General features: G+C 37.5%; 7 protein-coding genes. 5 read left to right on the forward strand and 2 right to left on the reverse strand.

The window, feature by feature from the left end; genetic code table 11:
- Nucleotides 1–289: 289 nt before the first annotated feature.
- Nucleotides 290–838, forward strand: a complete 549-nt coding sequence (locus tag J678_RS05860) for a DUF2799 domain-containing protein (protein WP_025466134.1) — start codon at nucleotides 290–292, stop codon at nucleotides 836–838.
- Nucleotides 839–885: 47 nt separating this feature from the next.
- Here J678_RS05860 and coq7 read toward each other — a convergent pair whose 3' ends face one another.
- Both coq7 and J678_RS05870 read right to left on the reverse strand, forming a co-directional pair.
- The gene (gene coq7 / locus J678_RS05865) at nucleotides 886–1,521 is read right to left on the reverse strand and encodes a 2-polyprenyl-3-methyl-6-methoxy-1,4-benzoquinone monooxygenase (protein ID WP_002049350.1); all 636 of its coding nucleotides are present in this window, start codon (nucleotides 1,519–1,521) and stop codon (nucleotides 886–888) included.
- A gap of 3 nt (nucleotides 1,522–1,524) precedes the next feature.
- A complete protein-coding gene (locus J678_RS05870; RefSeq protein WP_004708110.1) occupies nucleotides 1,525–2,847 on the reverse strand; it encodes an MFS transporter in 1,323 nt (440 codons plus the stop codon).
- A 165-nt stretch (nucleotides 2,848–3,012) separates the two neighbouring features.
- Here J678_RS05870 and J678_RS05875 point away from each other — a divergent pair, with 165 nt between their 5' ends.
- From J678_RS05875 to J678_RS05890, 4 genes are all read left to right on the forward strand, one after another.
- On the forward strand, nucleotides 3,013–5,739 hold the full coding sequence (locus J678_RS05875) for an autotransporter assembly complex protein TamA (RefSeq protein ID WP_016804188.1): 2,727 nt from the start codon (nucleotides 3,013–3,015) through the stop codon (nucleotides 5,737–5,739).
- 26 nt (nucleotides 5,740–5,765) lie between these two features.
- Nucleotides 5,766–10,271: a translocation/assembly module TamB domain-containing protein gene (locus J678_RS05880; RefSeq protein WP_017393276.1), complete on the forward strand. Its 4,506-nt coding sequence runs from the start codon at nucleotides 5,766–5,768 to the stop codon at nucleotides 10,269–10,271.
- A gap of 256 nt (nucleotides 10,272–10,527) precedes the next feature.
- Nucleotides 10,528–11,763 (forward strand): lactonase family protein, encoded by a 1,236-nt coding sequence (locus J678_RS05885; RefSeq protein ID WP_031944634.1) that lies wholly within the window; start codon nucleotides 10,528–10,530, stop codon nucleotides 11,761–11,763.
- A gap of 133 nt (nucleotides 11,764–11,896) precedes the next feature.
- Complete coding sequence (locus tag J678_RS05890) at nucleotides 11,897–12,259, forward strand: hypothetical protein (RefSeq protein WP_079377511.1); 363 nt, start codon at nucleotides 11,897–11,899, stop codon at nucleotides 12,257–12,259.
- Nucleotides 12,260–12,507: the final 248 nt, after the last annotated feature.

The following is a 12,507-nucleotide window of genomic DNA, read 5'->3' on the forward strand; positions in this document are numbered from 1 at the left end:
TTTTTTATATTCATAATCAGTGGCTTGAGTTTTGTTTTGATAATAAATTTTTAAAGTAAAATTAACGTATAAGAGCCACTTGATAGTTCATGATTTCGCTTTTAAAAATTAAATATAATTAGAATTTGTGATCCTTAAATTTGGTGAGATGGTCAAACTGCTTTAAACTTAAACGCTTATCCAGTTAAACATTTATGTATAAGTCTTGAATAAAGCAGGACTTACATAGTGTATGGACTGGAATTTTATTTTTTGCGTTTTTTTAATTTTATTTTTGAGTTCTCTTAATATGAAAAATATCGGTTTAGCCATTTTAGCAATCAGCCTTTCAGGTTGTGCTGCAATGAGCGTAGAAGAATGTAAGACTGCGAATTGGTCATTAGTGGGTGAGAAAGACGGTTCAAAAGGTTCTTCGCCGCGTTTAGATCAATATTATAAAGCGTGTGTGAAAGCTAATATTGTTCCAGATCAAAAGTCATATGAACGTGGATATAAAGAGGGCTTAGGATATTATTGCCAGCCATCAAATATTTTTTATAACGCCTTAGAGGGTAACGGGAATATTAATGTATGCCCAGTTGAGCAGCGTAATCGTTTAAGACCTTATTATCGTGCAGCTTCCGATTACTACAATGCAAAAAATGAATACGATCGTTATGACGAGAAGTTTAAGCAATATTCTGATAGCGCTTATAACGAAAAATTAAAGCCAGAAGAGCGTGAACGTTATCGTAAGCTTTTAAGAGAATTACAAATTGATCGTGACCGTATTAACAGAAACTATTGGAACTCAATTCGAGATATTGAACGTTTCAAATATGATCATGGTTTAAAATAATATTTTAAAAAAGGATTGATCTGATTGAGATCAATCCTTTGTTTTTTTTAAAGGTAATAACTGGTTTTAGTCATTAGCTTTGAAATAGCAGTCATTGTGATTTTTACTGCATAAGGTAATTCAACACCACCTGCTTCAAGCGCTGTATGGCGATGATGTAATTCATCTTCATTCATTTGCTCTAAAATTTTACGAGAGCGTTCATCTTGAGCAGGTAACTGGTTTAAGTGATCTTGCAAATGTAGACTAACTTGACGTTCAGTTTCAGCAACAAAACCTAAACTATATTTATCACCTGCAATACCGGCAAGAGCACCCATACCATATGAAAGGCCATACCAAATCGGGTTCAATAAACTTGTATGGCTGTTTAGCTCTTTTAAACGGTCTTCACACCAAGCTAAATGGTCTTGTTCTTCAATTGCTGCCTGTTGCATTTCACGGCGTACATTTGGTAATTTCGCCGTTAATGCTTGCCCATGATAAAGCGCTTGAGCACATACTTCACCACTATGGTTAACACGCATTAAGCCTGCAACATGGCGAGCATCTTCAACTCCAAGTTTTGTTTCAGCCGTTTCAGCCGGATTTTGTCGCTGTGCTGCTGTTGCACCTGGAACAAGACTACGTAATGCCTGATCAAAGGAGTTAATAAGTTGATCAATTCCCGTATAGTGGCGCATAAATTAGTCCTCCAAAGAAAGATGTGCTGTGGCAAGCATTGGTTTTAGTCGGGCAAGAAGCCAGATACTAAAGATTGCACTAAGTACAGCTGTAATAATAAATAGTATTTTAATATCAATTTTTAAAACACTTAAGATTAAGATTGAGAAAATTGCTGAAGAAACCATGAATACAGCATTTAAAATGTTATTTGCTGCGACCACTCGGGCACGATGTGAGCGCGGTGAGTAAGCCTGCATCATGGCATACAAAGGAACAATATAAAAACCGCCACTAATACCCAATAAAGTCACGGCAATCATGACATGGTAGTAAACCCAACCTTGAGTGAAAATATCTTTTAAGGTTAGTAATGCTCCAGTTTTCTCCGGTACAAAGGCTAGACTCGCTGCAAGGTAAAGCGCAAAAACAGTAAGGCCAATTGCACCAATCGGCACCATTTTAATATTAATTTCCGAACCACCAATTTTACGGCAAAGAAGAGAACCCACCCCAATACCGACCGAGAAGAAGGTGAGTAACAGGCTAACTACATTTTCTGATGCATGGAGATTTTGCTGAGTCAACTGCGGAATTTGCGTTAAATAAGTCGCCCCATAAAACCAGTACCACGAATTACCTAATAAAATGGTGAACACTAACGGTAAACTTTTGGCATATGTAATAGTTTGGAAGCTTGTACGAATAAAGTTCCAGTCTATATCTAAATCTGGCGCAGCAACTTTTTGGGGTAAAATGAAACGGCTAAATAAATAGCCTATGCAAGCAATAGCGACTACAGTCAGACTAATCCACAGTAAATTACCTTCTGATGATGCAATTACGGCACCACCTAAGATCATTCCGAATAAAATTGCCATCGATGTACCGGATTGAAATAAGGCATTGCCCGACATAAGTTCGTTTGGTTTTAAAATTTCAGGCAAAATTGCATATTTAATAGGTCCGAAAAAAGTGGAATGTGTTCCCATTAAGAATAAAGCCAGAAGTAGTAGCCATAAATGCCCCAATAAGAAACCGGCAGACCCAATAAGCATAATTATGATTTCTAATATTTTTATGCCACGCACAAGTTGTGAGCGCTCATATTTGTCAGCAATTTGTCCTGCTGTTGCTGAAAAAAAGAAATATGGCAAAATAAACAATAATGCTGCTAAATTATTGAGTGTACTTACAGGGGCAGATTGTTGTTGAATCCAACCATATGTAATGACTAACAATAAAGCTTGCTTAAAAACATTGTCATTTAATGCGCCAAAAAACTGTGTAAAAAACATCGGTACAAACCGACGTGATGTCATCAGGGATTCATCTTGTTTCATCATATACAAGCTTCATTGAGTTTTATTAAAAAATGTGACGGAGTGTTAATTTGCATCGAAAACCATGTATGATATTTTTAACGCTTGATTAAATGAAAAATCAATGGTTTCGAGTGAGTTTTATCCTCATATTGGTGCGTTTATTAAAAAATAAGTTTAGAGTTTTCCATGCCTTCTAAAATTAAGTTTAAACAGTCAACTCTTTCTCACTCTATGCATTTAATCCTAAAAATGCAGAGTATACCTAAACTTATTTGTAGCAGCCTATTGTTAAGTTTATGTGTTAATCCTTGTTATGCTCAAAGTTCAGCTGAGACCGTAACGCCGGTAGCAAACCAGTCAGTAACTGATCCATCATTGCAACAAACAAATACAAATAACCAAAATGATGTTCCGATTACTGATGTCGCTACTCTGGTAACTCAAGCACAGCAGCAACAAGATAGCTTGGCTATATTGCAACAACAAGAACAATTTCCAAATCAGATTGAAGAATTTAAGCCAATTACGCTCGATAACCTCGAAGATTTACCCGTGATGCCTGTTGACCAGAATATGGCAAATGAGATTTATCGGGTAGCAGAAGAGGCAAAAACTGAAGCTCAGAACTTTCAAAATGGCACGCAAAAACATCCAGAAATGTTAGTGAATGATGCATCACAAGCAGAATTACATGAAATTAATCAGGCGCCTGTAAATATTGACCAACTCATGCATGAGATTCAATCTGACAGTAAGATTGTAGTCGAAGCTAATGAAACTGGAAAAACTTTACCTGAGCTTACAGCTGCTACTGAAGAGCCGCCGGAAGAGAAAGGTTTCTTTAAACGGATATTTAATAAAATTCGTCCACCGCGTGTGATTCCGATGGAGCAAATACCTCGTATTACTGCTGAGGTTACGGGTGCTCCAGACGATTTGGCTAAAAATATCAAAGGTAAATTATCTACATTTACTCAAGAATCATTTGAAGATTTTAATTCAGCATTGCCTCAACTTAGGAGCCTAAGCAATCAGGCCGCTCAAGCGGTGGGGTATTACAATGCTGAGTTTCGTTTTGAAAAATTAAGTGCAAGCCGTGTTCGAGTTAAAGTTACTCCAAATGAGCCAGTACGAATTAATGAACAAAATATTGAATTCAGTGGAGCTGGTGCAAAACAACCACAGTTTCAAGTTATTCGTTTAGTTCCAGACCAAGATGTGGGTGATATCTTTAATCATGGTCTGTATGAAACAACTAAAAGTCGAATTGTCGATGCCGCAACAAATAATGGATATTTTGATGCCTACTGGCGTTTACACGATGTGAAAGTAAGCCAACCTGAAAACAAAGCAGATATTAACCTCAAATATGAAACGGGTGAGCGATATAAGCTAGGTAAGGTTGAGTTTCGTATGAGTGATCCTTCAAAACCCTTGCCAATCAAATTAAATATTCTTGAGAGTATGGCACCTTGGAAAGAGGGCGATGACTACACATTCTGGCGTGTAAATGCTTTAGCCAACAACCTGACGAACTCTCGCTATTTTAACTACACGCTGGTCGATTCAATTAAACCTGATCCAATTGAGAAGCCGCTTGAGTTACCCCCAGATTTACAAGCATTAGTCGATCAGCAAAATGTCACCATTGATGAATCAAAATTGCTTTCTCCAGAGCAACAACAGCTTGCTAAAGCACGACAATTAGCCTCATCTAGTAAAGAGGTTAGTCAAAATGTGGTAGACGAAAAACAATTTGCCGGAACTGAAAATGTACAATTAGCTGCAGCTCCAGCTTCTTTGAAAACCGCAGCAGCAGATCATGCAGAGCAAGAGTCGGAACAAGACCGTTTACAAGCCCAAGCTCGTGAAGAAAAACGGATTCCGGTTATTGTGACTTTAAATGCGGACAAATTGAATAGTCTGGAAACTGGTGTGGGTTATGGTACTGATACGGGAGCTCGTTTACGTAGTCAATATCGTCGTTCGATTGTGAACGAATATGGGCACTCCTTTGATGCCAACTTTGAACTTTCACAAATTCGTCAGTCTATAGATGGCCGTTATAGTATTCCTTATAAGCATCCATTAAATGATTATTTTAACATTGTAGGTGGTTATGAGCGCGAGACTAGAGATAATATCGGTCCTGATGTGAGTTTATTAACTGAATCTGCCGTATTGGGTGGTGAGCGAGTTATTAAAAAACCTTTAGGCAATTGGCAACATACTATTGGGGTTCGTTACCGTCTGGACCGACTGACTCAAAAAGGAAATGTTGATATTTCTGAGTTGCCAGATGCATTTAAAACAGCCGCATCAGAGCAAGAAGCGTTATTATTTGGTTATGAAACTTCTAAAACCTCAAGTAATACAAGGTTAAATCCAACGAAAGCATTTAAACAAAGCTATAAGTTAGAACTGGGAAGTAGTAGTTTGCTTTCAGATGCTAATATGGCGATTGCAACAGCAGGTTGGAGATTTATTTATTCTCTAGGTGAAAATGATAACCATCAGTTTGTGGGACGATCTGATCTTAGTTATATTTTTACCGATGAATTTGATAAAGTTCCTTATAATTTAAGGTTCTTTACTGGTGGTGACCAGACAATTCGCGGTTTTGATTATAAAAGTCTTTCACCCGAAGAAAATGGATATAAGATTGGTGGACAGGCTCTAGCAGTAGGCTCTTTAGAATATAACTATCAATTCAAAGAGGGTTGGCGAGCAGCTGTTTTTTCTGATTTTGGTAATGCTTACGATAAGAATTTTAGTAACCCGACTGCCTACAGTGTTGGTGTCGGTATTCGTTGGAAGTCCCCAATTGGACCAATTCGTTTAGATGTGGCTTCAGGTATTTCTGATGATAATCATCCGATTCGTTTGCATTTCTTTATTGGTCCACAACTTTAAAAATAAAATTTTATTAGGTTTATTTTATGGCGGAAGTAGAACAGCAGCCCACTTCGGCACCTAGCTCTCCTAAGAAGCGACGCATTTTGCGTAGCTTTTTGCTGACAATATTAATCATACTTTTATTACTTGTTGCTTCCATCATTATTATGATGTCGACTGACCGTGGAAGCCGTTTTTTATTAGACCGTGTTTTACAAGCTCAGCAAGTCATTAAATATGAATATGAAGGGGGTAATTTACTTCGGGGAATTATTCTTAAAAATATTATTGTTCAGTTAAAAGAAGTTGACGTTACTTTAGATAGAGCGGATGTACGGTTAGGGTGGCGTTCTTTAATATTAGAAAAAGAAGTGCATTTGAGCAATGCAGATGTCCGTAACCTAGTTATTATTAACAAAGCTCCGCCATCGGATAAACCATTTGAGTTTAAACCCATTAAATTACCATTTGTACTTCGTGTAGATGTGGGAGATGTCGATCATTTAGAAATTAAAAATTCAGGTTCTGTCGTAAATTTCCATGATGTTCATCTAAATGATGCTTTGTGGTCAGAGACAAAACTGAAATTTGAAAATTCAAGTATGGATATGGGGTATCTTTCTGTTCATAACGCAACAGGAAATATGGACTTTAGTGGTAAATATCCACTGAATGCGACAGCAGATTTAAGAATTCCTTCTTTAAAAAGTTTAAACATCCAAAATATTAAAGTGGCAGCTCGAGGAAGTTTAGATACATTGCAAGCCGGTGTAGCAACGACAACACCAGATTTATTAACAGGTTGGGTCGTTTTACATCCTGTTCGCCATGAAGTACCAATGAAAGGTGCATTGTTACTTAAAAATTATCACTTGCCTTTACTGGTTGAACAAAAATTATTTGCTAAAAATGGTGTGATCAAGTTTCAGGGGGATGTTAAGCAACTTAACTTGGCACTTGATACAGATCTAAAAGGTGAAAATTTACCAGAAGGCCAATACAACGCCTTAATGAATACTGATTTGGTTCATCAGCTGAATATTACAGACTTTAATGGTCAGGTCATGAAAGGTGCAGTTAACCTTAAAGGTTTGGTGAACTGGAAAGATCATGTCACTTGGGATGTAAAAGGTCGTTTAGATCATGTTAATCCTAAAGATAAAGCTATCCCTCAAGTCGTTCAGGACTTCTTACCGCCAAGTTTAGATGCTGCAGTTGCTTCAACTGGCTCTTTAGAAAAAGGCATGGAAGTATTTGCTAATGTCGACTTTGACCGCTATGAGTCTTGGAAACTTAAATTAAATCAAGCACCTGAAAAGAATAAAAAACCACAGCCAATGTTTATGAATGTGGCTTGGTCCAAAATAGATCGTGCTATGCCATATATAGGTTGGTTAAGCAGTGATAGTGGTCAAGTAGATTTGACTTTGCGGGATGGTCAGCAAGATATTAAAGTGGCAACTAAAGTATATCAGCATGAACAAACCTTATTGCCAGCTGGACAATATTTAGCAACATTGAATGTTAAAGATAATATTCTTAATGTTCCTAGTTTTAATTTTGCGGCTCAAAAAGGGAGCCTCACAGGTCAGGCTAAAGTTTTATTACCTACCGAAAAACGTCAGTTGGCATGGAATGCGTTATTAAATGCTAAAGACTTTAATCCACAAAGTATTCATGCAGCTGCACCGGTAAACTTACTTAATGGATCAATCAAAGCAAGTGGTTTTGCCAAGCCAAATCAACAAATCATTCAACTTGAAAAAATTGATTTAAAAGGCCAGTTGGCTCAAGCAAACCAAGAAACGGTTGCGTTAGCTGGGAAAAGTACGGCAGCTTTATTATTTAATGATGTTAAAGCCGGTGGTGGTTTTAAAGGTTTTGCAGTGAATTATGATGGATCTTTAAAAGCACTTAATCAGGCTAATGGGTTATTAAAGTTCTCTCTTGCTGGTACTCCAGAGTTTATTCGAATTAGTCAGTTACAACATGATGGTGTGGCTGGAAAAATCTACGCGACTGGATCATTAAACTTAAAAGATCGTATTGCTTGGGATATCAATAGTTCGCTTGTGCGTTTTAAACCTCAATATTTTGTTTCTAGTGTAAAAGGCGAAATTTCAGGAAATGTAAAAACGCAAGGTGTTTGGTCTGATAAGTTAAAGCGTATTGATATTCAGCAATTGAACCTTGCAGGATTTTTGAATAATAAGCCAGTGAGAGGTAAAGGTAACTTATCTGTACTTATGGATTCGAACCAAAAGGGCTTTTTACCTCAGCAATTTGAAGCGAATAATCTATTTTTAGTGTATGCACAAAACCAGTTACAGGCGACTGGTAATGCACAGAATTTAAAAATCAAGCTCAATGCGCCTGCGCTTTATGAGTTGTATCCGGGTCTAAGTGGTCGTGCTTATGGAGATTTGAGTGTTCAATCTCAGCCGCGTTTGAAGGCTACAGCTAATATTGCAGTTGATAACTTTGCTTTCAATAATTTAGTGAGCATTAAAAAACTGCGTGTACAGGGTGAACTACCAACTTCCGAAACAACTCCAACTCAGCTCACAGCAAAGCTTGATAATTTACGTAGTGGTAGCCGTCTAATCCAGTCTGCTGAAGTCAATTTAACTGGAACACGAAAAGCACACTTATTAAAAGTTCAGGCAAATAATAATATTTCTAAATTTTATGTGCAGTTAGCAGGCGGTTTTAACCAAAATAATGATTGGTTGGGCCAAATTCAAAAAGGTAGTTTTGATTCGCGTCGAATTCGTTTAGCGCAAAATCAAAATGCGCCTGTTGTGTTTTCATCAGCACGTTCTGAGCTATATGTTGGGCAGCATTGCTGGCAAAGTAGAAATAGTCAGTTATGCCTTGACCAACCTGTACGTGTGAGTAAAGCACAAGGCAATATTTCATTTATTACCCAAAATCTGGATTTAGGAGATTTTGCCGCATTTATGCCGGAAGGTTTGGCTATGACGGGTCAACTCAATGGTTATGCTAAAGCGTCTTGGGTAAATGGTGGACATCCTAAACTTGATGCACGCTTAGTAACCAGAAAAGGTGAACTAGGTTTAGCAGCAGAAGACCCTCAAGATCCGCCAACCACGTTGACTTATGATGAGCTGAGTGTAATTGCGAAAAGCATTTCAGATGGTCTATTGTTCCGTGTTGATGTAAAAACACCAGATATTGGTACCGGATACGCGAATGTCATTATTAATCCATACCAACCATCTATGCCAATGCATGGTGAGGTCGCCTTTAATGATGTACAGTTAAAAGTTTTAAAACCATTTATTCAAGATGTGCGTTCAATGAGTGGTACTTTAGCCTTGGCAGGTAAAGTAAATGGTACATTAACCCAACCGCAATTTACGGGTGAGATGCGTTTGAAAAATGGGGCAATCAGTATGATTTCCCTGCCAGTGAACTTAACCAATGTACAAGTGTATTCATCTATTCGTCAGGATATGGCAACAATTGATGGCGCATTTAACAGTGGACAAGGGGTAGGTTTACTTAAAGGTAGTTTCGATTGGAAAGATTCTCCACGTCTACAGTTGAACTTAAAAGGTGATAACTTACTCGTACGTCAAGCCCCATTAATTACAGCTATTGCAAATCCGAATTTGACACTCGATATGTATCCTTTCGACAAACGTTTAAGTTTGAAAGGGTCGGTAGATGTTCCTCGTGCACGTATTTCAATGCCTGAAACAACAGCACCTGTCATTAATACATCTTCAGATGTTCGTATTGTCCGTCAAGGCCAAGATCCACTTGCAATTTTACGTGCAGCAAAACCTTGGGATATCCGTGCCGATATTTCGGTAAATATTGGTAATCAAGTTATCTTCCAAGGCTTTAACAGTAATATTCCTTTAGTAGGTCGTTTGAACTTAACTCAGCGTGGTTATGAAACGGCAATGCGCGCGATGGGTGCTATTGGTGTAAGTCAAAAGGTGAAAATTGAAGCTTATGGTCAAAGCTTAGATTTAAACCGTGCTATTGCCCGTTTCAATGGCCCATTGGCAAACCCAACTTTAGATATAGATGCAAATAAAAATGTTCAGGGTAGTATGGTTGGCGTTCGTGTTACAGGTACTGCATCATCACCAAACATCCAAGTTTATAACGATGCGGGCTTATCTGAACAAGAAGCATTAAATGCATTAGTGACAGGTCGTATTAATGAAGGCTCAAGCGGTTTAAGTAATGCGGAAGGTTTTAAATCTGATGTAAACAATACAATCGCTGCTGCTGGTATTAGTATGGGCTTGGGCGGTACACGCGCTTTCACGAATCAAATTGGACGTACTTTCGGCTTAAGTGGTCTTGCATTAGATGCACAAGGTACGGGTGATGATACTCAGGTAAGCTTAACTGGATATATTACGCCTGATTTGTTTATTCGTTATGGTGTCGGGGTATTTACGCCAGTCAATAAACTTACGCTGCGTTATCAAATGAATCGCCGTTTATATTTAGAAGCAAGTCAGTCTTTAGAACGAGCGATCGATTTATTCTACAATTGGCGTTTCTAGATGTATAAATTAAGAGCTCACTTTAAGTGGGCTCTTATTTTATTAACGCTATACTATTTTAAAAAATTAAATATTAATCATGTAGATCATCAATTCTTTTGGCAGGAATCCCACTTTAAAAAGGATTTTGATTAAAGAAAATTCACTTGAAAATTGCGGTTTTATAAATTAATTTTCAGAATCATTAAATGAAATTAGATTGATAATGCCTTGTTGTTAATTGCAAATAAGGTAAATTTTTCAAGGAAAAATGCCAGTGGAAAAAGATACTTGTGTTGAAATTAGAGATAGCAAGGTTAACGATACAAATATTAAATATCGTGGACTCATTCAGAAATTAACAGCAACATTATCATTGTCCTTTTTGTCACTTGGGTGGGGCTCCACAGTGAATGCAGCAGAACAACAAATCGCTTTAGTAGGAACTTGGACATCGATTCCTGATGCACCACTTGTTCAAAAACCGGAAAAGGCCAGTGAAGGTTTATATCAATTGCAAGTTAATGCTGACGGGACTCTAACTCCGGTTAAAGTGTTAAAAATGAAAAGTCCATCTTGGATTGTGAAATCTAAAGATGGTCGTTTTGCATATACAACAAATGAAGAAAATTTAGGAGAAGTCACTGCACTATCGGTTCAAAACGGAAAGGTAGAGGTTTTGAACACAGTGAATAGTCATGGTGGACATCCAACTCATGCCTCAATTAGTTTAGATGGTAAATTCCTGTTTGTGTCGAATTATTCGGCATTTGATAAAGGTCGTGGTGGTGTGGCTGTTTTTCCAATTTTGCCGAATGGGCATTTGGGTGAAATGGTACAAAATATTGTTTTTTCGGAAGGTTCTGGTCATGTTAAGGGGCGTCAAGAGAGTGGACATGCTCATTCGACAACTTTTAGTCCGGATGGTAAGTATTTATATGCAAGTGATCTTGGGAATGACAAAGTCTATGTCTTTCGTTATAACCCAAACAAAACGCAACCACTCGAAGCGGATAACGGTCGAGATGTGACGTTTAACCATGGCTCTGGTCCGCGTCATATGGTCTTTTCATCAGATGGTAAGCATGCATATGTTACCGCCGAAATGCGAAGTGAAATTGTGACCTTTAATGTGCAAGATGGCTATTTGAAGAAAACTGCTGAGCTAAAGCTAGTTCATGAAGACAAAACGCCTGAATTTAAGAGTGCAAGCGGAATTATTATTAGTCCAGATGGCAAATATGTGATCGCTGCTAATCGTGGCTCAGACAACAAACTCCTCGTATTTAAAATTCAAGAGGATGGATTGCTGGCTCAACCGACTGTTTATAAAGCTAATGGCATTGAACCACGTGCTTTCTCATTCGATACAACTGGTAAATATCTGTATGTAACAAATGTTTTTACTAATAATATTAGTTTGTTCCGCTTTGATGCCAAAAACGGTACCTTAAAATCAGTTGGAGATGCTGCAAAAATATCAACACCTACTGATATTAAGTTTTTTAATTAATTTAAATTAAGAAATGTGTATTTCTCACACTACATATAAAGGACCGAGAGTTTATATCTCGGTTTTTTTATAGCAGTTTTTGCAAACTCTGTCAGATTCAGTATGATGTTGGCAGCATAGTCTGTGTAGAGTAATGATGAAAAAAGTTTTATTTGTTTTGATGGGAATGTTGTTAGTCGGCTGTACAGAGAAAAAACCTTTAACACCTGAAGAACAATGGCATGGCTTCTGTACCAGTGTTGGGAATGCGGCTAGAAGTATTGTATTTGACCGTCAGCAAGCAATTGAAAAGTCTCAAGCGATTGAACATGCAAATAAAATCGAAGATGAGAACACCAAAAAATTCATCTTGAATATTATTGAAAAAGTTTATGCTATTCCACAAGATGAATTAAAAATTAATCCAGAAGCCCTGCAAGAAAAAATTAGAAAACAAATGGCAGATGAGTGCTTGGTTACACCACACGACAAAATGCCAAACTATAAAAAGTTCTAAGTGTTTAATACATCGTCAACACTCCACTAAGGTGGAGTGTTCTTTAAATTCAAAATACCGCATCATAAACCAGTCATTAAGATCATTATTTATACAGGGGTATTTAGTTACAAAATAATGGGCATCACGGAGAAACACCCCGCGCTCATTAACTTTTGGCTTGAACTCTAGTAAAATTTTGTAGTCCATATTACTTGTGAAGCTTTGTGAAAGCTGGAATTTACAAGTAATTTTTTAAAAAAAGAGGA

The organism is Acinetobacter sp. 1424608, assembly GCF_000588255.1.
Classification (GTDB): domain Bacteria; phylum Pseudomonadota; class Gammaproteobacteria; order Pseudomonadales; family Moraxellaceae; genus Acinetobacter; species Acinetobacter nosocomialis.